This is a genomic window from Microbacterium luteolum, assembly GCF_039533965.1.
Lineage (GTDB): Bacteria > Actinomycetota > Actinomycetes > Actinomycetales > Microbacteriaceae > Microbacterium > Microbacterium luteolum.
Genome location: NZ_BAAAUN010000001.1, coordinates 2,057,278 through 2,083,344, shown reverse-complemented (window position 1 = coordinate 2,083,344; position 26,067 = coordinate 2,057,278). Strand labels below are relative to the sequence as shown.

Sequence of the window (26,067 nt, the reverse complement as noted above, 5' to 3'; positions counted from 1 at the left end):
CACCTCACAGAAGGACCATCGTGGATCTCAAGATCGGCATCATCGGCTTCGGCGCGCGCTCGACCCTGCAGGAAGAGGTGCATCGCCCCGGCAAGGGGTCGCGCATCACGGCCGTCTGCGACCTCGCCGACCGTGCCAGGCAGGACGCGAGCGCCCTGCTGCCCGACGCGCTCGTCACGGACTCGCTCGACGAGCTCCTCGCGTCCGGTGTCGACGCGGTGATGGTGCTCACCCCCGACGACACCCACGCGGCGCTCAGCATCCGCGCTCTGGAGGCGGGGGTGCCCGTTTTCTGCGAGAAGCCGCTCGCCATCGACCTCGCCGATGCCGATGCCATGCTCGAGACGGCCCGCCGCACCGGGACGCGTCTCTACATCGGCCACAACATGCGGCACATGCCCCTCATCACCCTGATGCGCGACCTCATCCAGGCCGGTCGCATCGGCGAGGTCAAGGCGGTGTGGGTGCGCCACTTCGTCGGGCACGGCGGCGACTTCTACTTCAAGGACTGGCACGCCGACCGGCGACGCACCAACGGGTTGCTCCTGCAGAAGGGCGCCCATGACATCGACATCATCCACTGGCTCGCCGGCGCGTACACCGAGCAGGTCGCCGCGATGGGCGCGCTGAGCGTCTACGGCGACATCGACGATCGGCGCGAGCGGACGAACGAGCGCATGCGTGACTGGTTCAGCGTCGACAACTGGCCGCCGACCTCCCTCACGGGGCTCAACCCCGTGATCGATGTGGAGGACATCTCGATGGTCAACATGCGGCTCGAAGGCGGAATCCTCGCGTCGTACCAGCAGTGCCACTTCACGCCCGACTACTGGCGCAACTACACCGTGATCGGCACCGAGGGCCGGATCGAGAACTTCGGCGATGTGGCGGGCAGCGAGGTCAGGCTGTGGAACCGACGTCACGCCGGAGCCGCAGACGCCGACGAGGTGTTCATCGTCCCGGCGGTGCCGGATGCCGGGCACGACGGCGCCGACGCGCTGCTCGTCGCCGAGTTCCTGCGGTTCGTCCGCGACGGCGGCCTCACAGAGACGTCACCCGTCGCGGCACGAGAGGCTGTGGCGGCCGGCATCCTCGCGACCGTGTCCCTGCGCGGCGACGGCTCGTCGATCGCGATCCCGCCGCTGGACCCCGACCTCGCGGCCTACTTCGAACGGGGACAGGTCGAGGTCGCGCTGGTATGAGCTCGGCCGGCGGCACGCGGCTGCCGCAGGAGTCATTGCTCCGGGAATCGCTGCTGCTGGTCGTGCTGCTCGCGGCGACCTGGGTGATCGCGGGCTTCGCGCTCGAAGGCGCCGGAGTCGGCGTCGTCGCGGCGGGCCGCGCGGGGTTCGCCGCGCTCGGGCTGTTCCTCCTGACGCTGCTGCCGCGCCGAGGGGGAGCACGCTCTGCCCCGGCGGATCGGACACCCGCCGGCCGGGGGTACGCCTGGTGGCAGCTCGGCATCCTGTCCCTCACCGGGGTCACCGGGTACACCGTGCTCTCGACGGTCGCGATCTCCCTCGCCGGCCCCGCCATCCCGAGCCTCATCCTGGCACTCTCGCCGGTCGTCACTCTCGTCGCGGAGAGCCTGCTGAACCGAGTGCGGATGTCGCTCCTCGTGCTCGCCTCGACGACCGTCGCCATCGTCGGCGCTGTGCTCTATGTCCTTCCTCGCCTCGGCGCACCGGGCGGGTCGAGTGTCCTCGGCGTGCTGGCCGCCGTCGGCGCGATGCTGTCCATGGCGGCGTACGGTCTGTTGTTCGCGCACCTCAACCGGGGTCGTCGCGGGCCGATGGCTCCGCGCATCCTGCCGATCTTCGCCCTCGGCAGCGTCCCTCTCGTGCTCTGGGCCGTCGTCGAGGTGTGGTCGGGCGGCCGGTGCGAGCCCTGGGTGATCCTGGTGCTGGCGGTGCTCGGCCTGGCCGTGTACGTGCCCGCGTACCTGGTGCAGCACCGCATCATCGCGACCGCCGGTGCCTCGCATGCGGCGCTCTTCGGGCTCGCGGTGCCGCCGGTCGTCGGACTCACCGCCGCGGTCCTCGGCCTCGCCGCTCTGCCGGAGCCGCTGCAGGTGTGGGGGATCGTGCTCACGCTGGCGGGGATGCTCGTCGTGATCCGATCGAGGTCGCAGCGCCCGCGGTCGGCGGCGTCGCCCTGAGCGGACGGCACGGCTCCCAGCATCCTCACAATCCGGAAATGTACAAACGTACATGTACGGAAGTCCAGGGGGTGCCCGATGGGGGAGAGCACGCGTCGCCGACGTGACCCTGAAGCGCGCCGCCGGGAGATCGTCACCGCCGCGGCGGAGCTGATCGTCGAGGTCGGCGCCGACGGCGTCACCCACCGCATGGTCGCGGCGCGCGCCGGCGTTCCGCTCGGCGCCACCACGCAGTACTTCGACACGCTCGACGACCTCCGCTCCGCCGCCCTCCGCGCGCTCGCGGACGAGGTCGACGCACGCCTCGACGGTGTGCGCATCGCTCTCGCCCAGCGCGGGGTGAGCCCGGCCGTGATCGCCGATCTGATCACCGAGGGACTCGACGACGCCCGTGCCGTGAAAGCCGATCGGGCCGTCGTCACCGCCGCGATCCACGACCCCCGCCTGCGCAAGCTCGCGCGGCACCTGTCCGAGCAGCTGGTCTCCTTCCTCGAGCCCGCCTACGGGTACGACAGGGCGACGGCCGCGATGATCTTCATCGACGGCGTCATGTGGAGCACCCAGATCCGGGAGACCACCCTGGATCGCGCGTTCATCGAGACCGTGCTCACGCAGCTCCTCGGCATGCCCGAGACTGATACCACCCCCGGTCGCACCGCAGCGTCCTCCGCACACTGAACCGAGGAATCCGCCTTGTCGAATCTCGCCGTCCTGAGCTTGAAGAACCGGGCGCTCATCGCGCTCATCACGATCGTCGCCGCGGTGTTCGGCGGGCTGGCGCTGACCAACCTCAAGCAGGAGCTCATCCCCTCGCTCGAGCTGCCCAACCTCATGGTCATGACGACGTACCCCGGCGCCTCGCCCGAGGTCGTCGAGAACGACGTGTCGACGCCGGTCGAGTCGGCGATCCAGGGGGTGCCCGGCCTCGAGGGGACGACGGCGACGAGCACCACGAACGCGTCGATCGTGCAGGCGACCTTCGCCTACGGCACGAACCTCGCGACCGCGGAGCAGAAGATCCAGCAGGCCATCAACCGCATCTCGAGCCAGCTCCCCGAAGACGTGAGCCCCCAGGTGCTCGCGGTGTCGATCGACGACTTCCCGGTGATCCAGGTCGCGGTCACCGGATTCGAGGACGCCGACAACGCCCAGGCCGAGCTCCAGAGCGTCGCGATCCCCGACCTCGAAGACGTCGACGGCGTCAATGCCGCGCAGCTCATCGGCGGCGTCGGCCAGCGCATCACCATCACCCCCGACTTCGCGCTGCTCGCCGCCGAAGGCCAGAGCACGCAGGCCATCACGTCGGCGCTGCAGCAGAACGGCACGCTCTTCCCCGGCGGTGACATCACCGAGAACGGCGAGACCCTCACCGTCCAGACGGGCGCGAAGATCACGTCGGTCGACGAGCTCGCCGCCCTCCCGCTGGTCGGTACCTCGCTGACGATCGGCGACGTGGCGACGGTCGCGCAGGAGTCCGACCCGATCAGCTCGATCTCGCGCGTCGACGGCAAGGACGCACTCTCCATCTCGATCACCAAGCTCCCCGCCGCGAACACCGTCGAGGTCTCGCAGGGCGTGCTCGCCGCGCTCGACGAGATCGGCGAGGCGTTCCCGGATGCCGAGTTCACGGTGATCTTCGATCAGGCGCCGTTCATCGTGCAGTCCATCGAGAGCCTCGCGACGGAAGGTCTCCTCGGACTGGTCTTCGCGGTGATCGTGATCCTCGTCTTCCTGCTGTCGATCCGCTCCACCCTGGTGACGGCGATCTCGATCCCGACCTCCGTGCTCATCACGTTCATCGGGCTGCAGGCGTTCGGATACTCCCTGAACATCCTGACGCTCGGCGCGCTCACGATCGCGATCGGCCGTGTGGTCGACGACTCCATCGTGGTGATCGAGAACATCAAGAGGCACTACGTGGGCGATGCCGACAAGGGCGACGCCATCAGGCTCGCCGTGCGCGAGGTCGCGATGGCCGTCACGGCGTCCACGATCACGACCGTCGCGGTGTTCCTCCCGATCGTCTTCGTCGGCGACATGGTCGGCGAGCTGTTCCGGCCGTTCGCGATGACCGTGGCGATCGCCATGATCGCCTCCCTGCTCGTCTCGCTGACGATCGTGCCGGTGCTCGCCTACTGGTTCCTGCGCCCCGGCAAGCCGCTGCTCGACGAGAACGGCGTGGCCATCGACCCGGAGCACCAGGATGCTCCGCCCACCGCGCTCCAGCGCGCCTACCGGCCCATCCTCGGGTGGACGCTCAAGCATTCCGCCGTCACCGTGATCCTCGCCGTCGTGGTGCTGGGCGGCACGCTCGCCGCGGCGCCGCTCATGAAGGTCAACTTCCTCGGCGACTCGGGCCAGAACACCATGACGGTCACGCAGGACCTCGGTCCGACCGCGAGCCTCGAGGCGAAGTCGGATGCCGCGACCGCGGTCGAGGACGCACTGCTGGGCGTCGACGGCATCGAGCACGTGCAGGCATCGATCGGATCGAGCGGCTCGGCGCTGCGCGACGCCTTCTCCGGCGGGGCCGGCGTCACGTACTCGGTACTGACCGACGGCGACGCCGACCAGGAGAAGCTGCGCGCCGACGTGCAGGACGCGATCGACGGACTCGGCGACGAGGTCGGAGACGTGTCGGTCGCGGCATCCGCGGGCTTCGGCTCGAGCGACATCGAGATCTCCGTCTCGGCGTCGAACGCCGACGACCTGCAGACCGCGACGACCTCCGTGATGGAGGAGCTCGACGGGCGCGACGGCGTCGGTCAGGTGACCGACAACCTGGCGGCATCGCTGCCCTACATCGCCGTCGTGGTCGACCGTGAGGCTGCCGCGCAGCGCGGGCTCTCCGAGGTCGCGGTCGGATCCATCGTGTCGAACACCATGCGCCCGACCCAGGCCGGTTCCGTCGAGATCGACGACACCGCGCTGACGATCTACATCGTCACCCCGGCGCCGCCCACCACGATCGACGCCCTGAAGACCCTCGCGATCCCGACCCCGCTCGGCATCGTCCAGCTGCAGGACATCGCGACCGTCGAGGAGCGCAACGGCCCCACGTCCATCACCACGGAACAGGGCCGCCGCACCGCGACGATCACCGTGCCGCCGGCATCCGACAACCTCGCGACCGCGACCGCATCGGTGACCGCGGCGCTCGCCGCGGTCGAGCTGCCCGACGGTGCGTCCGCCGAGGTCGGCGGTGTCGCCTCGCAGCAGGCCGACTCGTTCTCGCAGCTGGGCCTGGCGATGCTCGCCGCGATCCTGATCGTGTACGTGGTGATGGTCGCGACGTTCAAGTCGCTGCGCCAGCCGCTGCTGCTGCTCGTGTCCGTGCCGTTCGCGGCGACCGGTGCGATCCTGCTGCAGATCGTCACGGGTGTGCCGCTCGGCGTCGCCTCGCTGATCGGCGTGCTGATGCTGATCGGCATCGTGGTGACGAACGCGATCGTGCTCATCGACCTCGTGAACCAATACCGCGAGAAGGGGCTGTCGACGATCGAGGCGGTGAAGGCCGGTGGCGAGAAGCGACTGCGTCCGATCCTCATGACCGCGCTCGCGACGATCTTCGCGCTCACCCCGATGGCGCTCGGCATCACCGGGCACGGCGGCTTCATCTCGCAGCCGCTCGCGATCGTGGTGATCGGTGGGCTCATCTCCTCGACCGTGCTGACCCTGATCGTGCTGCCGACGCTGTACAACCTCGTCGAGGGTGCGAAGGAGCGGCGTCGGGCTCGCAAGGGCGGCGGATCGGATGCCGTGGGCGCGAGTTCCGATCCGGACGCCGTCACGGTCGATGCGAGCGGTCTGCCCGACCTGTCGCACCTGACGCGACGCGAGCTGCGCGACCGCGGGGTCGTCTGATCGCTCCGTCTCCTCCGGTCGTTGAGCGAGCGAAGCGAGACGAAACGCGTTCGACACGGCGTTTCGTCTCGCCTGCGGCTCGCTCAACGAACGAGAAGGCAGGAATCAGCCCAGCGTGATGCCCCAGCGCAGGGTCCAGGACTCGTCGGGGGCGAGGCGACGGATGCCGAGGCCGCTGTTGAGCGCATCGGCCGGTGCCGTCATCGGTTCGATCGCGACAGCAAGGTCGTGCCCCGGGTAGTTCGTCGCGGTGTACACCTGCACGAAGTCGAAGCCTTCGCCCTGCCAGAGCGTGACCCGGCGGCCGTCCGGCGCCGTGAGTGACGTGCGCACCCGTCCGTCGCCGTCGCGGGTCAGGTCGGTGAAGCCGGTGTCGAGCGAGGCGTCGCCCAGACGGATGCCGTCGCGCAGGGCCGCGTCGGCCGGACGGGTGCCGGTGGGCAGCATCCGCTCATCGGTCTCGAACGCGGTCGCGGCCGGAATGCGCAGCACGAGCTCGTGCGGGTCGACGTCCCCGATCGTGACGAACGGGTGGGTGCCGAGGGCCACCGGCGCGGGGTCGGCCGAGCGGTTCGTGAGCACGTGGATGACCTCGATGCCGGCATCCGTCAGCAGGTAGGTGACCGAGGTCTCGACCAGATACGGAAACCCGGTCTGCGGGAAGATCGTCGCGCTGAGCGTGGCCGCGGCATCCGTCTGGTCGATCTCGTAGGCCGAGAACCGCAGCAGGCCGTGGCTCGCGTTGGTGAACTTCGGCTCGGTGATCGCGAGCTGGCGCGCGGTGCCCTCGTCGTTCCACAGTCCGTCACGCACGCGATTCGGCCAGGGTGTGAGGACGACGCCCGAGCACGACGGCGTCGGGATGTCGAGCGGGTACGGCGTCACGAGGTCGATCCCGCCGACGCGGAGGGAACGGAGAGAGGCGCCGACCTGCGCGATCTGCGCCGTGACGTCGCCGGACTGGAGGTGCACCTGGGTGCCGGTGGGGGATTCGAAGCTCACCTCGCCATCGTACGGTCGCGGAGGACTCTCTCAGGCGCGACCTGTAGACTTCTTCGGTCGGCTTCGGACACCCGCGCACAGCGCGGACGTTTTTGTGTAAGAAGTGTGAGTCCAGGGGCCGATGGTGAGCGTCGATCGACGCAAATCAACCATCACATGAATGGCCCCGGCCGCTGACAGTCCGGAACCCTGCTCCTCCCCACGGGAGGAAGCACTCGGGTGCTCGCGCGTGCGCGCAGCGCCGTTCTCGTGCGAGAACTCAGAAGGACACCTGCTTTGCCCAAGAACAAGAAGCCCCGCGGCGGACGCCCCGCCGCCAACTTCGAGCCGCGCTACGGCGCCAAGAAGACCTCTTTCCACGACCGCCACACCACGGGCCGCGACAGTGCCCGCGACGGCGCCCGCCCCGAGCGCGGTGCACGAGCGGATGCCGGTGAGCGCCGCAGCGCGCCCGCCGCAGGCGGTTACGACCGTCGCCCGGGCAGCCGCAGTGCGAACCACCGCGGCTACCGTCCGGCTGAGGCCGAGACCGGCGCTCCGAAGCAGCGCTGGAACGCGCAGGAGCGCGCCGGGCGCGACGAGGCCCGCAGCATCCGCAACCGCGCCGAGTCGGGTCGCCGTGAGGCCCCGCACCACCGCGGCGACGAGCGTCGCCCCACCGGTCCCGGCACCTACCGCGATGAGCGCGGTGGCCAGCGCTTCGACCGTGACGAGCGTCCGCGTCGTGACGACCGTGGCGCCGGCACCCAGCGTCAGGGCTTCCGCGACAACGACCACCGTGACGGCGGCCGCCCGGTTCGCGACGACCGTCGCGGCCAGCGTCCCACCGGTCCCGGCAGCTACCGCGATGAGCGCGGTGGCCAGCGCTTCGATCGTGACGAGCGTCCGCGTCGTGACGATCGCGGAGCTGCGCCCCAGGGTCGCGGCTACGACCGTCCGAACCGCGGAGGCGCCGAGCGCCCGGAGCGCTCGTACGATGCCGATCGCGCGCGCCGCGCTTTCGACCGCGATCGCACGCAGCGTTCGTTCGACGCACCGCGCGACGATCGTCCCCGCCGTGACGACCGCACCTCGTCCGACCGCACCGAGCGCCCGCGGTACGACCGCGACGCGCGCGATTCCCGCGGTGGCGAGCGGAGCCGTCCGTCGACCGGCGGCGCGTACCGCACCGAGCGCGTGCGTCCGCTGACCTCGGACACCCGCGGGCGTCCGAGCCGCAACGAGCGTCCGAGCCGCAACGACTGGAACGCGACGAGCCGTCCCGCACCCGCGGCGGCGAAGTTCGAGCCGGGCGCCGACGTCGTTCACGAGCGCCTCGAGGCGAAGTCCGTCGAGGCTGTCGAGGTCGACGGTGTGAGCTTCAGCGACCTCGGGCTGGGCTCGAACATCGTCGAGACGCTGGCAGGTCTGGGAGCGGCGTCGCCGTTCGCCATCCAGGCGGCGAGCATCCCCGCCGTTCTCGAAGGACGCGACGTCCTCGCTCGTGGTCGCACCGGCTCCGGCAAGACCATCGCCTTCGGCGCCCCGCTCGTCGAGAACGTGCTGAAGTCGCAGGCAGGCAAGCGTCGTGAGTTCGGCCGGTCGCCGCGCGCGATCATCCTCGCTCCGACGCGCGAGCTCGCGCTGCAGATCGACCGCACGATCCAGCCGATCGCCCGCAGCGTCGGCCTGTTCACCACCCAGATCTACGGTGGCGTCCCGCAGGGCCGTCAGGTCGGAGCGCTCAAGAAGGGCGTCGACATCGTGATCGGTACCCCCGGTCGCGTCGAGGACCTCATCAACCAGGGCAAGCTCGACCTCTCCGACTGCCGCATCGCGGTTCTCGACGAGGCCGACCACATGTGCGAGCTCGGCTTCGTCGAGCCCGTGCAGCGCATCCTGCGTCACACGGCCGAGGGCAGCCAGAAGCTGCTCTTCTCGGCGACGCTCGACCGTGAGGTCGCAGCCCTCGTCGACGAGTTCCTGATCGATCCGGCCGTCTTCGAGGTCGCCGGTGAGGACCAGGGATCCAGCACGATCGAGCACCGCGTGCTCGTCATCGAGCACCGCGACAAGGCCGACATCCTCACCTCGCTCGTCGACCGCGCAGGCAAGACCCTCGTCTTCGCCCGCACCCGTGCCTACGCCGACATGCTCGCCGAGCAGTTCGACGATGCCGGCATCCCGGCCGTCTCGCTGCACGGCGACCTGAACCAGGCCAAGCGCACCCGCAACCTGGAGCGCCTGACCTCGGGTCGCGTGAATGTGCTGGTGGCGACGGATGTCGCGGCCCGCGGCATCCACGTGGATGACATCGACCTGGTCGTCCAGGCCGACGCTCCCGACGAGTACAAGACGTACCTGCACCGCTCCGGCCGCACCGGTCGCGCCGGCCGCTCGGGTCGTGTCGTCACGCTCATCACGCGCCAGCGTCAGCGTCGCATGACCGAGCTGCTCGACCGGGCCGAGATCGACGCGCCGTTCGAGAACGCGCGTCTCGACGACGACATCATCGAGGAGATCACCGGTCGCATGCCGACCGCTGCGGCTCTCACGAGCTGAGGCGATTGTTCGAGAGGCCCCGTCACCGCTTCGGCGGGGGCGGGGCCTCTCTCGTGTGCGGGGCTCCTGCGGCACAACTTCGGAGATCCTCCCGCGACGCGCCTGCGTCGGAGTCGAACCGGCGGTGTGTCGTCGCGGGATTCCGAAGTTGTGCGGGTCGCGGGTGTCGGGTCCGGGTCGGATGCCGTCGTGATGCGCGACCTAGCCGAGCTCGTGCTCGTGGATGGCCGAGGTCAGGCTGGTGCCGTTGAGGTCGAGGTAGAGCACCTGCTCCGTGACCGTGAGGGTCATGGTGTTGCGTCGCTCGATCAGCGCCGCCGCGGCGTCGATGAAGCCAGGGTCGAAGCTGTAGACACGGATGGCGTCGGACCGGTGGATCTTCTTCCCTGCCCACGGCGCCATGACCTTCGCCGGGTCTCGGTGCGTGTAGACGACGGTGCGCTCGGCGAGGCGGCTGCCGTAGTGCAGACGCTCGGCGTCGGGGGCACCGATCTCGATCCACGCCATGATCGCCCCGGTCATGTCGCGCACGATCACCGCGGGCTCCTCGGTCGACGAGATGCCGTCGCCGAAGGCGATCCCCTCCGCATGCTCGAGGCCGTGGGCCAGGACGCGGGTGACCATGTAGGCGTCGGTCTCGGACGGATGCCGCGCGACGCGCAACGTGTAGTCCTCGTAGACGCCCCGATCGGTGTCGGCCAGTTGGACGTCGAACGTGTGCATCGTGGAGCCGGTAGCCATAACCACCGAGCCTACGCGGCGGCGGCGGCGCGACCGGTCAGAACAGCATCGGCTGCGCGGGGGATGCCGCGCCCGACCTCGTCGTCCGGAATGTGACGGCTGTGCTCGAGGAGCCGGCGCTCTGATCGCCACCCTGACGCCAGATCGACTCGACGTGCCCTTGCCCCGGACGGATTCCGCGCTGCGGATAGTCGTCTTCGTGCCGGCCGTCGAGGCCATGCATGCGGATCAGCGGCCGCGCGCGTTTGGCTAGCCATTGCCGGTAGCCCTTCGGCGCCTCGGCGGAGACGCCGGGATATAGCCCGCGGTACGACGAGACGAGGTCGGGGCGCGCCTCGCCGAGCCACTGGAAGAACCACGGCTTCACCCCAGCGCGGAGGTGCAGGGCTCCGTAGATCACGCTACGGGCTCCGGCGGTCTTGATGCGGGCCAGCGCGTCGTCGATGGCGACGACCGAGTCGGTCATGTGCGGCATGATCGGCATCAGGAACACGGTGACCCGGAATCCGGCATCCGCCAGCGCCCGCACGGTGTCGAGCCGAGCCTGGGTCGTCGGGGCTCCCGGTTCGATCGCCTTCTGCAGGTCGTCGTCGTACATGGCGATCGACATCTGCACGTCGATGGGCACGCGCTCGGCAGCCTTCACGAGCAGCGGGATGTCCCGCCGGATCAGCGTGCCCTTGGTGAGGATCGACATCGGCGTGCCGGACGCCGCGAGCGTCTCGATGATCCCGGGCATCAGCTTGTAGCGCCCCTCGGCCCGCTGGTACGGGTCGGTGTTGGTCCCGAGTGCGACGGTCTCGTGTTGCCAGCTGCCCTTGCGCAGCTCTTTCTCGAGCACCTCGACGACGTTCACCTTGACGACGATCTGCGAGTCGAAGTCGGCGCCCCCATCGAGGTCGAGATACTCGTGTGTTCCGCGGGCGAAGCAGTAGACGCAGGCATGACTGCATCCACGGTACGGGTTGATCGTCCAGGCGAACGGCATGCGCGAAGCGCCCGGAACATGGTTCAACGCGGACTTCGAGAGCACCTCGTGGAACGTCATGCCGGCGAACTCGGGGGTCGTCACCGACCGCAGCACGCTCGACCGGTCTTCGAGACCGGGGAGTGCCGCGGCATCCGTCTCTCCGAGCTTCTGTCCCTGCCAGCGCATGCTTCATTCGAACATGTGAACGAAGTTAACGCAAGCGAGATTCGAAGTAATGTGCCATCATCCACAGATGGCTTGAAGTAGCGGTATGTCGCAACCCGTACTCGCGTGATGGCCGTATCGGGGGAGAATGGGAGCGATGCTTTCCTCGCCGCACGCCCAGCACGCGGCTCCGCGCTCCCCGATCCGCGGTCCCGCACTGCCCATCGGTGTCGCCGTGACCGCGATCGGGATGCTGTTCTCCATCGCGTCCGCACCGATGGACACGTCAGTCGAGCCCGCGTCGATGCCGGAGCCGGTCGCGGTGGTGCAGGTGCCGACGGTGAAGGTGGGCGCGACCATCGCGGCCGATCCGTGCGCCGAGCCCTCGGTGCTGGAGTCTCTCGCGAGCGGCGACGATGCGGCGACGATCGCCGGCTTCGGCGGGGGCGAGAACTTCCGTGCTGCTGTCGTCGCGGGGAATGCGCCGTGCATCTCGCTCAGCGATCCGTCGCGGCTCTGGGTGGTCGTCAACAAGACCCGCCCGCTGGATCCGATCGAGTTCGAGCCTGCGTCGCTGGATTCGGTGCCCCTGCAGATGACGACGCTCTCCGGGCTCGTGCGCTCGGACGTCGCGGTCGCCGTCGGCCAGATGGCCGATGCGGCCTCGGCGTCCGGCGTCGGGGTCATCGGGGCGAACAACGGCTACCGGTCCTACAGCCTGCAGGTGTCGACGTACGATTCGCATGTCCGCGCCGAGGGGCAGGAGGGAGCGGATGCCGGTTCGGCCAGGCCCGGCCACAGCGAGCATCAGACGGGGCTCGCGCTCGACGTCGTCGCGTGCGGAGGGGGCTGCGGAGGGCTCGACGACTTCGGCGCCACGGCGCAGAGCGACTGGGTCGCTGCGCACGCTTGGGAGTACGGGTTCATCGTCCGCTACGAGGGCGTCGGCACCCCGGTGACCGGATATTCGCCCGAGCCGTGGCACCTGCGCTATGTCGGCGTCGACATCGCTGCCGCCTATCACGCGGGCGGATTCCACACGCTCGAGGAGTTCTTCGGGCTGCCCGCGGCGCCCGACTACGCCTACTGACCCGGCCGGACTGCCGGGTTTGCGGCATCCCACAAGCGCGGTACCCAGTGTCACCTTCTGTGGGATGCATTCTCACAATGACCTGCTGTGCGTCGGCATCCGGACATAGAATCGCCGGAGCAATGAGGCACGACACGTTCAGGAGGATCGCATGGAACGCGACATCTACGAAGAGGATCACGAGGCATTCCGCGACCTCGTCAAGGATTTCGTCAAGCGCTACGTCACCAACGAGACGATCGAGAAGTGGAACGCCGACGGCGAGGTCGACCGGGCCACGATGCTCGCCGCGGGCGAGGCCGGGATCATCGGCCTGTCGGTTCCCGAGGAGTTCGGCGGCGCCGGGATGCTGCAGGATTACCGCTTCCGTGCCGTCGTGAACGAAGAGGTCATCGCGGCCGGTGCGGGTTCGCTCGCCGGCGCGTTCGGCATCCAGGATGACCTGGCCGTGCCGTACCTCGTGCACATGGGCACGCAGGAGCAGAAGGAGAAGTGGCTGCCCCGCATGGCCACCGGTGAGGTTGTCGGCGCTCTCGCCATGACCGAGCCCGGTGCCGGATCCGACCTCCGTGGCATCAAGACCACCGCGAAGAAGGTGGACGGCGGCTACATCGTCAACGGTGCGAAGACGTTCATCTCCTCCGGCGCGACCGCCGATCTCGTCGTCACGTTCGTGAAGACGGGCGAGGGCAACCGTCCCGACGCGTTCAGCCTCGTGCTGATCGAGAACGGCATGGAGGGCTTCGACCACGGCAAGAAGCTGCACAAGATGGGCTTCCAGGGTCACGACACCGCCGAGCTGTCGTTCAGCGACGTGTTCGTGCCAGAGGAGAACCTCATCGGTGGCGTCGAGGGCAAGGGCTTCGTGCAGCTCATGATGAACCTTCCCCTCGAGCGGCTGTCGATCGGCGTCGCCGGAGCTGCGGCCGCGCAGGCCGCGCTCGACTGGACCGTCGCGTACACGAAGGACCGCGAGGCCTTCGGCGAGCGGATCATCGACTTCCAGAACACCCGTTTCAAGATCGCCGACATGGCCACCACGGTCGACGCGCTCTGGGCCTACATCGACCGCGCACTGCTCGCGTACTCGAAGGGCAAGCTCTCGGCCGAAGAGGCCGCGAAGGTCAAGTTCTGGGCGACCGAACGCGAGTGGGAGGTGCTCGACACCGGCGTGCAGCTGCACGGAGGCTACGGCTACATCACCGAGTATCCGATCGCCCGTGCCTTCCTCGACGCCCGCGTGCACCGCATCTATGGCGGCACGAACGAGATCATGCGCGAGATCGTCGGACGGCAGATCGCGGGGAAGCGGTAGGGCTGCGATCTGATCTGCATCGGGAGCGCACGTTCGGGGATGGTTCCCGGACGTGCGCTTCTGTGCGTGGGTGCTGACGCTGCCCTCGGTGCTCCTGCCGCAGCATCCCGCGCATCTAGAGTGAAGCGCAAAAGCATGATCGGCGGGGATGACGTGGCGAAGTTCTTTCAAGGTCTCGGCTGGTTCTTTCTTCTGATCGTGCGCGGGTTGGCTCTTTGGGTACTGATTCCCATTGCATTCCTTGCGTGGCTCATGGTTCATTCCTGGGCGCAACGGGCTTCCCTCGGCCAGGCGATTTCCTGGTACGACGGGATCTTCTGCATGTTGCTGATCAAGGGGCCATTGCGTCCGCTGGTCAGACTCGAGGGCGAGGCGAGGTTCCACGCAATCTCCCAGATGCGAACCCTGCCGCCGTTTCGACTCGGTCGGCTCTTCGACCTGGTGTAAGGGCCTGCCGCGGTGCCGCGGTGCCGCGGTCGCGGCGGCGCATCCGGGCCATCGGGCGGCGGTCTACGAGTGCTGGTGAATCAGCGGAGCTCATCTCCAGCACATTCGACTATGCGGCGAATGCTCGGATGCTCGCGACAATTCGTTAGAACTCGGGGTTGCGGCACTGGCGCGATATTCCAGCATGCAATCGAACAAAGCTTCGAAAGTCGGGTGGACGCGCGGTAAACTGGGGGTATGTCGAAGCTCACTGGATTGTTGGAGGCGGTCACCCGTCTCGATGCGGTGGGCGGGTGCGGATGACGCGACGGGGTTGTCGCGGGAGCAGCTGATCGCGGTGGAGACGGCGATCGGGGTGGTGCAGCGGACGGCGGATGCTGTGCACGCGGATGTGGCCGCGCGGATTGCTTATGAGTCGCGGGCCGAGCTGGGTGCGGGGAGCCTGGCGAAAGAGCACGGGTTCCGGTCGGCGGCGAAGTTGATCGCCGCGACCACGGGCGTGTCGTCGGGGGATGCGTCCCGGTTGGTGAAAGTGGGAGAGGCGACCGCTCCCCGCACGGACCTACTCGGGGCCAGGTTGCCGGCCCGGTATGAGGTGCTGCGGGCGGCGTTGGCTGCCGGGGTGATCCCGTGGGTCATGGGCGGGCGCAGCGAGATCCTCGACTGGGGGAGGGAGAAACGCCTCTTCACCCGTGCGCAACGCCTCGCCTTGGTGGAGCGGGATGGCGGGTGTGCGATGTGCGGTCTGCCACCGGGGATGACGAAAGCGCACCACATCCGATGGTGGACGAGGGACAACGGCCCCACCGATCTCAGCAACGGAGTGCTGTTGTGCGAGACGTGCCACCACCGGATCCATGACAACGGATGGGAAGTCCGCATCGACGGAACCGGCGTCGCCGCGAGAGTGTGGTTCATCCCGCCCGCCCACGTCGACCCCGCCCGCACGCCTCGCACCGGCGGCCGCCATCGCTTCGACATCGCCGCATGAACGACGACTCCGGCCGTAAGAACGGCACCTCGGAATCTCCGCGCGTCGAGCTCTCAGGCCTCCGGCTTCGCGGCCGGCGTGCGTGCGGAACGAGGCTGCGGAAGCCGCCCGCCGACCCCGGCTCGACGCAGACGATCCGCGATCAGGATGCCGAGAGCCGTCGCCCCGACGCAACTCGCCAGCGTGATGGCGAAGAACGCGATGCGCACACCCACGGGCATGGTCTCGAGGTTGAACGAGGCCCACGCCAGCAGCGGATACACGACGCCGACGACCACCGCGCCGACGTAGTGCAGCCACGTTCCCCAGTACCGCCAGATCACGAAGAGGAACGGCAGCTCGGTGAACGCCGCCCACCACAGGTTCGTCGCGACGCTGCCGAATCCGTAGCCCGAGAACGGCACGATCACGAGCCCGGCGAGCAGGCCGACCAGCAATCCGACCAGCGGCCGGCGCAGCAGCCGCAAGGCGATAACCGACGGCAGCAGCCACAGCCCAGCCAGAGCGACGCTGACGAATGGCAGACCGGGGAAGAGGATCGTCGAGATCCAGTTCGCCGGCGCCAGCAGCAGACCGCCCGCGACGCCGAGCGCCGCGCACGTCAACAGGATCGCCGTCGGGAAGCGGAAGCGTCCGCGCGACCGGGGCGCGCCCGCGTCGGTGCCGCTCATGCGAGGGGCTCCGCAGCTGCCTCGCGTGCGGCCTTCGACGCCGGAGAGGCCGCGCCGATCTTCCAGTACCCGCAGAAGCTCACCGCGTTCTTGTCGACACCGCGCTCACCCACGAGATGCTTGCGCACCCCCGAGGCGAGAGCCTGCTCGCCCGCCGCATACGCGTGGAACGGCGCCTCCGGCAGAGCCGTCCGGCCCAGCGTCTCCAACGCCAGAGAACCCGGTGCGGCCTCGTGCGGCCGCACGATCCAGACGACCTCGAGCCCCGCAGGATGCGGGAACGACAGCGCGTCCTCCCGCGTCGGCACCTCGATGATCGCGAGGCCGGCGGCATCCGACGGCAGTGAAGCGCTGATCGAGGCGATCGCCGGCAGCGCCGTCTCGTCGCCGACCAGCAGAACACGATCCGTTCCGCGCTGCGGGTTGAAAGTCAGACCCTCGTCGATGATCAGCACATGCTCCCCCGGCCGGCACGTCTCCGCCCACCGCGACGCCGGACCGGCCGTGCCATCGGCCGCAGAGCCGTGCAGCACGAAGTCCACGTCGATCTCCGCCCCGGCATCCGCGGTCGCCGCGCGATACGCCCGCACGCTGTAGTTGCGCATGACAGGCCGCTCGCCGTCGGGGATCCGCAGGAACTTCAGATACCCGAACACCTTGTTCGCCTTCGCCGGCACCCGATCCAGACCCGCGTCGCCGCCGATCGGCAGGAACAGCCGGAACCACTGGTCGAAACCCATCGGCCGGAACTTCTCGATCTCGCCGCCGCCGAGCGTCACCCTGATCCAGTGCGCCGACAGTTGTTCGCTGCGCAGCACCGTGAGGTGGATGAGCTCGGCCGACTCGGGCTTGACCAGCTTGCTGTATGCCATACGACGCCTTTCAGGAAAGCTGCCAGGGGAAGAACGCGACGAAGATCGCCGCGGATGCCGCGAGACTCGCGACCGTGAAGATGACGTCGCGCGCACGGAACGGCACCAGATGCCGTTCGGTCCGCGTCGAGTGAGCGCCGAACGCGCGCGAATCCATCGCGAGCGCCACCCGCTCCGCATGCCGGATCGCACCGGCCAGCAGCGGCACGATGTACCCCCACCCGCGAGCGATCCGCGCGAACGGACCCCGGCCGCCGTGATGCCCGCGCACGCGATGCGCCGCCCGGATCACCGCGAGCTCATGCCCGAACCGCGGCACGAACCGGAACGCCGCCAGCGCCGTGTACCCGATCCGATACGGCACGCGCAGCTGCTGCACGCTCGCCCGCACCAGATCAGGGCCCGTCGTCGTGAGCCCGCCGATCAGCGCGAGGGCGATGATCGCACCGAGGCGCAGCGCCGTCGCGAACCCGATCTCGAGGGCGCCTGCGTAGAGCGTCCACCCGCCGATGCGCAGGAACGGGGCGGTTTCGGCGACGAGCGCGGCATCCACCCAGAGCGAGAACCCGACGCCGATCGCCAGCATCCCGACCGGCAGGGCCAGCAGCATGAGCGCGAGCAGCCGCCCCGTCAGCCGCGCACCGATCAGGATCACCGCGTACGCCAGCACGAGGAACGAGGCTGGCGTCGCGAGATCCCGCACGAAGATGAGCAGCACCATCGCCGGCGCGAAACCCACCACCTTCGCGAGCGGATTCAGGGCGTACAGGAACTGGTGGCGCGACGAGGCCGTCATCGTCGCGTACGGATCGAAGGGTGCCGACGCGGGAGTCGTGGCGGTCACGACGCCACCTCCAGACCGGCGGATGCCAGGACCCGCTGCAGCGCGGGCAGGCGCAGTCCCGCGTCCGCGAAGACCTGCTCGTCCCGGAAGAGTGTCGACGTAGGGCCCGCCGCATGAACGCGCCCGTCCCTCAGCACCACCGTGTGCGTCGTGTGCTCGGCGACGAGCTGCAGATCGTGCGTGACGATCACGATCGTCGTACCCTCGGCGCGCAGACTCTGCAGCAGCGTGAGCAGCTCGGATGCTCTGGCACGATCCTGACCGAACGTCGGCTCATCCAGCGCCAGCACCCGAGGGCGTGTGATCAGCGCGGTGCCGACCGACAGGCGCCGCTTCTCGCCGCCCGACAGCAGGAACGGATGCACGCCCGCCTTGTGCTCGAGCCCGAATCGCGCGAGCATCTCCTCCACGCGCGCCGTGATCTCCGCATCCGGAACGCGCCGGAGGCGAAGTCCATGCGCGAGCTCGTCGAACACGGTGTGCGCGATGAACTGGTGCTCCGGATTCTGGAACACGAAGCCGATGCGCGAAGCGAGATCCCGCGGAGACGCCGACCCCGGATCCATGCCGTCGACGCTGACCTGGCCCTTCGGCGGCGGCACGACCCCCGCCAGCGCCTGGATCAGCGTCGTCTTGCCGGCGCCGTTCGCGCCGACGATCGCGGTGAGACTCCCCTCCGCAAGATCCAGATCGATGCCATGCAGGATCTCGGTCCGTCGCCGCCGCACAGTCAGCCCTCGCGCGCGGATGATCGCCGGACCGGCATCCTCGGTCGTCGTGCTCGTCGTGCGAGCAGGGCGAGACGAGACGTCCGCTGCGGGCAGCGAACGGGCCAGCTCCTCCGGCGACAGCGGCAGCGGATCGAACCGGTGACCCTGCTCCCGCAGCCGCAGTGCGGCCAGCGTCGCCGTGGGCAGCCACACGCCCATCGTGACGAGTTCCTCGGCATGCGTCCGGATGATCTCCGCCGCCGGCCCGTCGAACACCACGCGTCCCTCGCGGTCGAGCACGATCGTGCGTGTCACGAAGGCCATGGCCGCATCGAGGTTGTGCTCGACGAGCAGGATCGCGCGATCGCCCGCCGCCACGACATCGGTGAGCGCCGCATACACGTCGTCGATTCCCTGCGGATCGAGATTCGCCGTGGGCTCGTCCAGCACGATCAGCGGCGACCCCATCGCCAGCGCGCAGGCGATCGCGAGACGCTGCCGCCCGCCGCCGGAGAGGTGGTCGGGGTTGTCGTCGCGACGCTCCCACAGCCCGACACGGCGCAGCGCGTCCTCGACCCTGGCACGCACCTCCTCCAGCGGGAGCAGCAGGTTCTCCGGCCCGAATGCGACCTCGTCGTACACGGTGCCCGTGACGATCTGCGCATCCGGATCCTGGAACACCATCGCGACCTGTGTGCTCAGCGTCGCCGTGTGCGTCGACCCCGTGTCGAGCCCACCCGCCTCGACGGTGCCCGTCATGGTCGCCGGCACCGCATGGGGGATGAGCCCGTTGAGGGCGAGCGTCAGCGTCGACTTGCCCGAACCCGACGGCCCGAGCAGCAGCACGACCTCCCCGGCGTCGATGTCGAACGTCACGTCGCGCGGCGACGGGTGCGCGGCATCCGCGTGGGTGAGAGAGAGCTCACGCACGCGGAGCAGGGGCGCGGATGAGCGCACGGCGGAGTCCCGAGGTCGGCGGATCGAACGCTTCTAACTTAGCTGAGCCTTACCTGATCCGCCATCGAGCGAAAACGCGCGATCGGCACCGCGGAGATTCAGCGCTGCGCGACCCCGGCCCGCCGCAGCGCCGCCCCGATCGCCAGCCCGACGGCCGTCCACGCGATCGGGCCGAGCACCGAGATCACGAGGTACAGGACCTGGGCCCACAGTGGCAGCGCCCCGAGATGCGCGGCGAAGAACACGACCACCGCGACGAGCACGCCGATCACGGCCGCCGAGACGAAGAACCGCCAGGCGCCCCATGCCCGATAGCGGGTGAGGGCCGCGACGCCCTCCTGGATCGCCCCGAACAGCAGCGCCGTGCCGAGGAACCGCAGCGCCCACGCCGGGTTGAAGGCACTCGCGACGAGCGCGGCGATGACGTGGGTGATCAGCGCGACCAGCGGCCGACGCAGGACCTCCTGAGCGATGATGCCGGGCAGCACATGCGAACCCAGCAGCAGCCCGTAGGCGAACGGGGCGGCGAGCAGCACGACCGGTGTCAGCAGCCCCGCGATCCCGCCGATGATGCCCGTGGCGACGCCGATCGCCGCGCAGACCAGCAGCAATCTGGTCGAAAGGACGGGGGTTCGGGCCACCTCCCCAGCCTAGTTGCGCCACCGCCGAGCAGCGCCGCCGAGGGCCGGCAAAAAGGGCGAACCATCGCCGCCCCTTCGACCAAAGTCCCCCCTGTGGCCCTTCGTCTATGTTTCCGCCAATCCCCTGGCGTGGCCTTCGACCCCGGACTACTTTGAGCGGCATTGCGGCAACGACGCCGCACGAAGATCATCGAGCATCGGGAGAAAAGCGCATGGGTCGAACACCCCTCCGCATAGCAGCAGCCACCACCCTGGCCACGCTGTTCATCGCATCGACGGCAACCGCAGGCTACGCGGCGGAGGAGGTGACGCACCCCGTCCCCGTCGCCGGCACGCCTGGGCACTACATCGTCGTGATGAAGTCCGATCCGCTCGCCAGCTACGAAGGCGACGTCGACGGCCTCAAGGCGACCAAACCCGCCGAGGGCGAGCAGCTCGAGACGCAGTCGCAGGATTCCCAGCGCTATGTCGAGCACCTCCAGACCGAGCAGACCGACCTCGCCACGCAGGTCGGCATCACCCCGGACACGACCTACCAGGTCGTCCTGAACGGCTTCAGCGCCGATCTCACCGGCGAGCAGGTCGACGAGCTCCGCGCCTCGAAGGACGTGTTCGGCGTCTACCCTGATGAGATCCGGCACCCCGACGCGCAGACCTCGACCGACTTCCTCGGACTCGGCGACGACCGCAAGGGTCGCGGCGGCGTCTGGCAGCAGACCGGCGGCGTCGACAAGGCCGGCGAAGGCGTCGTGGTCGGCGTGATCGACACGGGCATCGCTCCCGAGCATCCGTCGTTCGAGGGCAAGAAGCTCAAGAAGCAGAACAAGCAGCAGAACCGCCACAAAGGCGGCCAGCCGTACACCGACGGCACCTACGTCTACTTCGACAAGTCCGACGGCGGGCAGTTCCAGTCCGCGATGGTCGAAGGTCAGGACTGGGACAAGCGCGACTACTCCTCCAAGCTCATCGGCGGCCAGTACTTCTACGCCGGTGCGGAGGCAGCCGGTTTCGACTTCCAGTACGACTACCTCTCGCCGCGCGACGGCGACGGCCACGGCTCGCACACCGCGAGCACGGCGGCCGGGAACTTCAAGGTCAAGGCCCAGATCGAGGACGTGAAGTTCGGCACGATCTCGGGCGTCGCCCCCGGCGCGAAGGTCGCGGCCTACAAGGCCTGCTACGTCGGACCCGACACCACCGTCACCACCGATGACATCTGCGCGCTCAGCGACCTCGTCGCTGCGATCGACCAGGCCGTCGCCGACGGCGTCGACGTGATCAACTACTCGATCGGCGGCGGAGCGGCCAGCACCGTGCTCGCCCCCGAGGACCTCGCGTTCTTCAACGCGGCCGCCGCGGGCGTCTTCATCGCCGCCAGCGCCGGCAACGACGGTCCCGACCCCGTCACGGCCGACCACGCCTCGCCGTGGTACACGACGGTCGCGGCATCCACCATCCCGACCTGGGAGGGCACCGTCCAGTTCGACGGGTTCGCGCAGGCCGGAGCCTCGGTGAGCGTGCCGTTCGGCACGACAGTGACCGGCCCGTCGATCGCCGCAGCGGATGCCGCAGCCGACGGCGCCGTCGACGCGCAGGTCTGCCTGCCCGGCACCCTCGATCCGGCCAAGGTCGCAGGTCACATCGTGGTCTGCGATCGAGGGAACAACGCGCGTGCCGAGAAGTCGCAGGTCGTGAAGGATGCCGGTGGCATCGGCATGGTCCTGGTGAACGTGCCCGGTGGTGCGGACTCCCTCGACAACGACTTCCACGCGGTGCCGACCGTGCACCTCGGGTCCGTGCATCGTGAGGCCGTGCTCGCCTACGTGCAGAGCGGCACCGACCTGCCGATCTCGCTGGTCGGGGAGAACACGACGGGTGTGACGACGCCGACGCCGCAGATCGCCGGCTTCTCGAGCCGCGGTCCGATGCTCGCCGACGGCAGCGACGTGCTGAAGCCGGATGTCTCGGCTCCCGGCGTCGCGATCCTCGCCGCGACGAACAACGCGCCGGGGGAGAAGCCGACCTTCGGCATCCTCTCCGGCACGTCGATGGCCTCGCCCCACGTCGCGGGTCTCGCCGCCCTCTACCTCGGGGAGCGCCCGAAGGCGACGCCCGCCGAGGTCAAGTCGGCGATGATGACCACCGCCTACGACACCGTGCTGGCCGACGGATCGCCGAACACGAACCCGTTCGAACAGGGGGCGGGTCACGTCGACCCACGGCGCTTCTTCAACCCCGGACTGCTCTACCTCAACGGCGTCAAGGACTGGGCCGCCTTCCTCGACGGGAAGGGTCTCTCGGACTTCCCGGGGATCGAGCCCATCGACGGCAGCGACCTCAACCAGGCGTCGATCTCGATCGGCTCTCTGGCCAGCGAGCAGACCGTGACCCGTTCCGTCACCTCGACCGAGAAGGGCGTCTTCACGGCGCAGGCCTCGGTCCCCGGACTGAACGTCCAGGTCTCGCCCCAGCAGCTGACGTTCGACAAGGCGGGGCAGACGAAGACGTTCACGGTGACGTTCGACAACGCCGACGCACCCGTCGAGCAGTGGACGACCGGGTCTCTCGTCTGGACGAGCAAGAAGAACACGGTCCGCTCTCCGATCGCGGTGTTCCCGGTGACGGCGGATGCTCCGGCAGAAGTCGCGGGCACCGGCGTCGACGGCAGCACCACCGTGGAGATCACCCCTGGTCTCGACGGGGATCTGCCGCTGAACCTCTCCGGGCTCACTCCGTTCGAACTGCTCGCCGACCCGGACAACCCGGTCGAGGGGCACTCGGGTGATGAGAACTCCGGCGACGCCAACAAGGACGTCTCCTGGATCGTGGACGTGCCGGAGGGCACCACGCTCTCGCGGTTCGACCTCGACTCGTCGGATGACGACGGCAGCGATCTCGACCTCACCGTCTACCGCGTGGTGAGCGCCGACGACCTGCAGTACTACGAGCGCTGGCGGTCAGCGACCGGTTCGGCGGACGAGCAGGTCACGATCCCCGCCCCCACAGCCGGCACCTACCTCGTGGTGGCGAACGTGTACTCGACGACGGGGCCGATGACGTGGGACATGACCTACGCCAACGTCCTGCCCGCCGACGAGGGCGCGCTCACGGCGACGCCGAACCCGATCGCCGCGCTCCGCGGTGTGAAGACGAGCTACCAGCTCGGCTGGACCGGTCTCACCGCCGGCACCCGCTACCTGGGGCTCGTGCAGTACGGCGACTCGGCTGTCCGCACGATCCTGACGGTCGACGCCCCGGCGGCCAAGGTCCCGGAGAAGGAGGTCCCGCCGACGGAAGCGCCGCCGACGGAAGCCCCCGAGACGCCGGCACCGGAGACGCCGGCGCCGCCGACCGAGGCCCCGCCGACGGAGGTTCCGGAGACACCGAAGCCGGAGTAAGCCCCCACAGCACAGCGCCCCGCGGTCGACAGACCGCGGGGCGCTGTGTGCGTCCGGGCATCCGTTCATCGCGTCGTCGCCGCCGCTCGTCGCAGCATCCGTCCGATGATCCTCCGCCGGCGCCGGGGCCTTCCTAGCGTGGGGGAACGCAACGACGCGTATCCCGAGGAGACCCCCATGACCGCACCGGGCAGCACTGAACCCGTCATCGTCACCGACCCGAAACTCCCCTCCACAGCTCTCTCCGACGAGCACCACGAGAAGGCGAATCGCTGGACCCTGCCGAAGATCGTCCTCTGGGCGGCGATCGCGCTGCTGGGGGCCGTCGCCTGGACCATGCTCGCGATCGTCCGCGGCGAGACCGTGAACGCGATCTGGTTCGTGTTCGCAGCCGTGTGCACGTACCTGATCGGCTACCGCTTCTACTCGAAGGTGATCGAGAAGTACATCACGCGCCCCGACGACCGTCGCGCCACTCCGGCCGAGGTCAAACAGGACGGCAAGGACTACGTCCCCACCGACCGGCGCGTGCTCTACGGCCACCACTTCGCCGCGATCGCCGGCGCCGGCCCGCTCGTCGGTCCCGTGCTCGCCGCGCAGATGGGCTACCTCCCCGGCACGATCTGGATCATCGTCGGCGTCGTGCTCGCCGGTGCCGTGCAGGACTACACGGTCCTCTTCTTCTCGATGCGCCGCGGCGGTCGCACGATCGGCCAGATGGCGCGACAGGAGCTCGGCCGCATCGGTGGCACGGCGGCGATCGTCGCCTCGCTGCTGATCATGCTGATCATCGTCGCGATCCTCGCGCTCGTCGTCGTCAACGCCCTCGGCGAGAGCCCGTGGGGCGTGTTCTCGGTCGCGATGACCATCCCGATCGCGATCTTCATGGGCATCTACCTGCGCTTCCTGCGCCCGGGCAAGGTCACCGAGGTCTCGATCATCGGCTTCGTGCTGCTCATGGCCGCGATCATCGGCGGCGGTCAGGTCGCCGCGACCGACTGGGGTCAGGCGATCTTCCACCTCGACCGCACCACGATCGCGTGGGGCATCATCATCTACGGCTTCATCGCCGCGGTGCTCCCGGTCTGGCTGCTGCTCGCACCTCGCGACTACCTGTCGACGTTCATGAAGATCGGCGTGATCGTCATGCTCGCCGGCGCGATCATCCTGGTCCGCCCTGAGATCACGGTCCCGGCAGTCAGCATCTTCGGCGAGAACGGCATGGGGCCGGTGTTCGCAGGCCCTCTCTTCCCCTTCCTCTTCGTGACGATCGCCTGCGGCGCGCTGTCGGGCTTCCACGCCCTGATCGCCTCCGGCACGACGCCGAAGCTCATCGAGAAGGAGCGCCAGACGCGCTTCATCGGCTACGGCGGCATGCTGATGGAGTCGTTCGTCGCGATCATGGCGCTCGTCGCCGCGATCTCGATCGACCAGGGCATCTACTTCGCCATGAACGCTCCGACCGCGGCGACAGGAGGCACGGTCGAAGGGGCCGTCGCCTTCGTGAACTCGCTGGGGCTGACGGGGGTGAACCTCACACCCGAGATGCTCACCGGCACGGCCCAGGCGGTCGGCGAGGAGTCGATCGTCTCGCGCACCGGTGGCGCCCCGACGCTCGCGCTCGGCCTCGCGCACATCATGCAGCAGGCTCTCGGCGGGCAGGCGCTCATGGCGTTCTGGTACCACTTCGCGATCATGTTCGAGGCGCTGTTCATCCTCACCGCGGTGGACGCCGGCACGCGCGTCGCCCGCTTCATGCTGCAGGACTCGATCGGCGCCTGGTTCCCCAAGTTCCGTGACGTCTCGTGGCGTCCCGGCGTCTGGATCTGCACCGCGATCATGGTGGCCGGCTGGGGAGCGATCCTCATCCTCGGCGTGACCGACCCGCTCGGCGGCATCAACACCTTCTTCCCGCTGTTCGGCATCGCGAACCAGCTGCTCGCCGCGATCGCGCTCGCCGTGGTGCTGGCGATCGTGGCCAAGCGTGGGCGCAGCTACTTCAAGTGGTTGTGGATCATCGGTCTGCCGCTCGCGTTCACGGCGGTCGTGACGATCACGGCCTCGTTCTACAAGATCCTCTCGCCGGTACCGGCGATCGGCTACTGGGCGAACCACTTCAAGTACGTGGCGGCCCGCGACTCGGGCGACGACTCGCTCGGCGCTCCCGAGGTGCTCGAGGCGGTCATCCGCAACACCGCGGTGCAGGGCACGCTGTCGATCATCTTCGTCACGCTCGCGATCATCGTCATGGTCGCGGCGGTGATCGTGACGATCAAGGCGATCCGCAACGGCGGCGGCGAGAACACCGAGGAGGAGCCCGTGGCCTCGCGACGCTTCGCCCCGGCCGGATTCCTGCCGAACGCCGCGGAGCGCGAGCTCGAGAAGCAGTGGGAGCCGATCCTCGCCGACGACCGCAAGGCGTCGAGTCACTGAGATGGTCGACACCATGAATCCAGCGGATGCCGCGACCACCCACCCCCTGCGCACGCTCGTTCGTGTCGCAGGGCGGGTCGGCCGCGGCATCCGCTGGTACATGACGACGCTGATGGGCGACACGGCGTACGCGACGTACGTCGCCCACCATCGCCGCGCGCATCCGGGAGAGGAGCCGATGACGGAGCGGCAGTTCTGGCGGCAGAAGATGGACGACCAGGATCGCAACCCCGGTGCCCGGTGCTGCTGACCTGCCT

Annotated in this window: 20 protein-coding genes; 12 read left to right on the top strand and 8 right to left on the bottom strand. The window is 69.0% G+C overall.

The genetic code is table 11. The features are described from left to right. The first annotated feature begins 20 nt into the window (after positions 1–20). The 4 genes from ABD648_RS09975 (at position 21) to ABD648_RS09960 (ending at position 6,022) form a co-directional block, all read left to right on the top strand. Positions 21–1,202, top strand: coding sequence for a Gfo/Idh/MocA family protein (locus ABD648_RS09975; RefSeq protein WP_282214800.1), 1,182 nt, complete (start codon positions 21–23; stop codon positions 1,200–1,202). Then, entirely contained in the window at positions 1,199–2,158 is a 960-nt protein-coding gene (locus ABD648_RS09970) for a DMT family transporter (protein WP_282214799.1), read from the top strand. Before ABD648_RS09975 ends, ABD648_RS09970 begins: the two co-directional genes overlap by 4 nt. Positions 2,159–2,236: 78 nt before the next feature. Continuing rightward, positions 2,237–2,836 carry a TetR/AcrR family transcriptional regulator gene (locus ABD648_RS09965; RefSeq protein WP_282214798.1) on the top strand — a complete coding sequence of 200 codons (600 nt, stop codon included), beginning with the start codon at positions 2,237–2,239 and terminating at the stop codon, positions 2,834–2,836. A 15-nt stretch (positions 2,837–2,851) separates the two neighbouring features. Next, on the top strand, positions 2,852–6,022 hold the full coding sequence (locus tag ABD648_RS09960) for an efflux RND transporter permease subunit (RefSeq protein WP_282214797.1): 3,171 nt from the start codon (positions 2,852–2,854) through the stop codon (positions 6,020–6,022). A 105-nt stretch (positions 6,023–6,127) separates the two neighbouring features. Here the strand turns inward: ABD648_RS09960 and ABD648_RS09955 are convergent, their stop codons facing one another. Continuing rightward, the gene (locus ABD648_RS09955) at positions 6,128–7,024 is read right to left on the bottom strand and encodes an aldose 1-epimerase family protein (RefSeq protein ID WP_282214796.1); all 897 of its coding nucleotides are present in this window, start codon (positions 7,022–7,024) and stop codon (positions 6,128–6,130) included. Positions 7,025–7,300: 276 nt separating this feature from the next. Here ABD648_RS09955 and ABD648_RS09950 point away from each other — a divergent pair, with 276 nt between their 5' ends. Further along, positions 7,301–9,565, top strand: a complete 2,265-nt coding sequence (locus tag ABD648_RS09950; protein ID WP_282214795.1) for a DEAD/DEAH box helicase — start codon at positions 7,301–7,303, stop codon at positions 9,563–9,565. Between the two features lie 201 nt (positions 9,566–9,766). Here ABD648_RS09950 and ABD648_RS09945 read toward each other — a convergent pair whose 3' ends face one another. Together ABD648_RS09945 and ABD648_RS09940 are read right to left on the bottom strand one after the other, a co-directional pair. Then, complete coding sequence (locus ABD648_RS09945) at positions 9,767–10,306, bottom strand: YaeQ family protein (protein WP_282214794.1); 540 nt, start codon at positions 10,304–10,306, stop codon at positions 9,767–9,769. Positions 10,307–10,343: 37 nt separating this feature from the next. Next, positions 10,344–11,462 (bottom strand): Rv2578c family radical SAM protein, encoded by a 1,119-nt coding sequence (locus tag ABD648_RS09940; RefSeq protein WP_282214793.1) that lies wholly within the window; start codon positions 11,460–11,462, stop codon positions 10,344–10,346. A gap of 136 nt (positions 11,463–11,598) precedes the next feature. Here ABD648_RS09940 and ABD648_RS09935 point away from each other — a divergent pair, with 136 nt between their 5' ends. From ABD648_RS09935 to ABD648_RS09920, 4 genes are all read left to right on the top strand, one after another. Then, positions 11,599–12,531, top strand: coding sequence for a M15 family metallopeptidase (locus tag ABD648_RS09935; RefSeq protein ID WP_282214792.1), 933 nt, complete (start codon positions 11,599–11,601; stop codon positions 12,529–12,531). Between the two features lie 151 nt (positions 12,532–12,682). Further along, positions 12,683–13,846 (top strand): acyl-CoA dehydrogenase family protein, encoded by a 1,164-nt coding sequence (locus tag ABD648_RS09930; RefSeq protein ID WP_282214791.1) that lies wholly within the window; start codon positions 12,683–12,685, stop codon positions 13,844–13,846. 135 nt (positions 13,847–13,981) lie between these two features. Next, positions 13,982–14,293, top strand: a complete 312-nt coding sequence (locus ABD648_RS09925) for a hypothetical protein (RefSeq protein WP_282214790.1) — start codon at positions 13,982–13,984, stop codon at positions 14,291–14,293. Positions 14,294–14,630: 337 nt separating this feature from the next. Further along, entirely contained in the window at positions 14,631–15,284 is a 654-nt protein-coding gene (locus ABD648_RS09920) for an HNH endonuclease signature motif containing protein (protein ID WP_282214789.1), read from the top strand. Between the two features lie 53 nt (positions 15,285–15,337). Here ABD648_RS09920 and ABD648_RS09915 read toward each other — a convergent pair whose 3' ends face one another. From ABD648_RS09915 to ABD648_RS09895, 5 genes are all read right to left on the bottom strand, one after another. Next, a complete protein-coding gene (locus ABD648_RS09915) occupies positions 15,338–15,955 on the bottom strand; it encodes an ECF transporter S component (RefSeq protein ID WP_282214788.1) in 618 nt (205 codons plus the stop codon). After that, complete coding sequence (locus ABD648_RS09910; RefSeq protein WP_282214787.1) at positions 15,952–16,827, bottom strand: siderophore-interacting protein; 876 nt, start codon at positions 16,825–16,827, stop codon at positions 15,952–15,954. The genes ABD648_RS09915 and ABD648_RS09910 overlap by 4 nt, the downstream gene beginning before the upstream one ends. Positions 16,828–16,837: 10 nt before the next feature. Then, the gene (locus tag ABD648_RS09905; protein ID WP_282217536.1) at positions 16,838–17,623 is read right to left on the bottom strand and encodes an energy-coupling factor transporter transmembrane component T; all 786 of its coding nucleotides are present in this window, start codon (positions 17,621–17,623) and stop codon (positions 16,838–16,840) included. A 44-nt stretch (positions 17,624–17,667) separates the two neighbouring features. After that, positions 17,668–19,338: an ABC transporter ATP-binding protein gene (locus ABD648_RS09900; protein ID WP_282214786.1), complete on the bottom strand. Its 1,671-nt coding sequence runs from the start codon at positions 19,336–19,338 to the stop codon at positions 17,668–17,670. A gap of 98 nt (positions 19,339–19,436) precedes the next feature. After that, positions 19,437–19,979: an ECF transporter S component gene (locus ABD648_RS09895; protein ID WP_282214785.1), complete on the bottom strand. Its 543-nt coding sequence runs from the start codon at positions 19,977–19,979 to the stop codon at positions 19,437–19,439. Between the two features lie 212 nt (positions 19,980–20,191). Here ABD648_RS09895 and ABD648_RS09890 point away from each other — a divergent pair, with 212 nt between their 5' ends. From ABD648_RS09890 to ABD648_RS09880, 3 genes are all read left to right on the top strand, one after another. Continuing rightward, on the top strand, positions 20,192–23,377 hold the full coding sequence (locus tag ABD648_RS09890) for a S8 family serine peptidase (RefSeq protein WP_282214784.1): 3,186 nt from the start codon (positions 20,192–20,194) through the stop codon (positions 23,375–23,377). A 177-nt stretch (positions 23,378–23,554) separates the two neighbouring features. Continuing rightward, positions 23,555–25,810: a carbon starvation CstA family protein gene (locus tag ABD648_RS09885; protein ID WP_282214783.1), complete on the top strand. Its 2,256-nt coding sequence runs from the start codon at positions 23,555–23,557 to the stop codon at positions 25,808–25,810. Between the two features lies 1 nt (position 25,811). Next, positions 25,812–26,060, top strand: a complete 249-nt coding sequence (locus ABD648_RS09880; RefSeq protein WP_282214782.1) for a YbdD/YjiX family protein — start codon at positions 25,812–25,814, stop codon at positions 26,058–26,060. Positions 26,061–26,067: the final 7 nt, after the last annotated feature.

Excerpts from the sequence above, each read along its gene's own strand:
- ABD648_RS09970 (WP_282214799.1), top strand. The coding sequence starts at position 1,199 with ATGAGCTCGGCCGGCGGCACGCGGCTGCCGCAGGAGTCATTGCTCCGG.
- ABD648_RS09965 (WP_282214798.1), top strand. The coding sequence starts at position 2,237 with ATGGGGGAGAGCACGCGTCGCCGACGTGACCCTGAAGCGCGCCGCCGG.
- ABD648_RS09945 (WP_282214794.1), bottom strand. The coding sequence starts at position 10,306 with ATGGCTACCGGCTCCACGATGCACACGTTCGACGTCCAACTGGCCGAC.
- ABD648_RS09940 (WP_282214793.1), bottom strand. The coding sequence starts at position 11,462 with ATGCGCTGGCAGGGACAGAAGCTCGGAGAGACGGATGCCGCGGCACTC.
- ABD648_RS09935 (WP_282214792.1), top strand. The coding sequence starts at position 11,599 with ATGCTTTCCTCGCCGCACGCCCAGCACGCGGCTCCGCGCTCCCCGATC.
- ABD648_RS09930 (WP_282214791.1), top strand. The coding sequence starts at position 12,683 with ATGGAACGCGACATCTACGAAGAGGATCACGAGGCATTCCGCGACCTC.
- ABD648_RS09925 (WP_282214790.1), top strand. The coding sequence starts at position 13,982 with ATGATCGGCGGGGATGACGTGGCGAAGTTCTTTCAAGGTCTCGGCTGG.
- ABD648_RS09915 (WP_282214788.1), bottom strand. The coding sequence starts at position 15,955 with ATGAGCGGCACCGACGCGGGCGCGCCCCGGTCGCGCGGACGCTTCCGC.
- ABD648_RS09910 (WP_282214787.1), bottom strand. The coding sequence starts at position 16,827 with ATGGCATACAGCAAGCTGGTCAAGCCCGAGTCGGCCGAGCTCATCCAC.
- ABD648_RS09905 (WP_282217536.1), bottom strand. The coding sequence starts at position 17,623 with ATGACGGCCTCGTCGCGCCACCAGTTCCTGTACGCCCTGAATCCGCTC.
- ABD648_RS09890 (WP_282214784.1), top strand. The coding sequence starts at position 20,192 with ATGGGTCGAACACCCCTCCGCATAGCAGCAGCCACCACCCTGGCCACG.
- ABD648_RS09885 (WP_282214783.1), top strand. The coding sequence starts at position 23,555 with ATGACCGCACCGGGCAGCACTGAACCCGTCATCGTCACCGACCCGAAA.
- ABD648_RS09880 (WP_282214782.1), top strand. The coding sequence starts at position 25,812 with ATGGTCGACACCATGAATCCAGCGGATGCCGCGACCACCCACCCCCTG.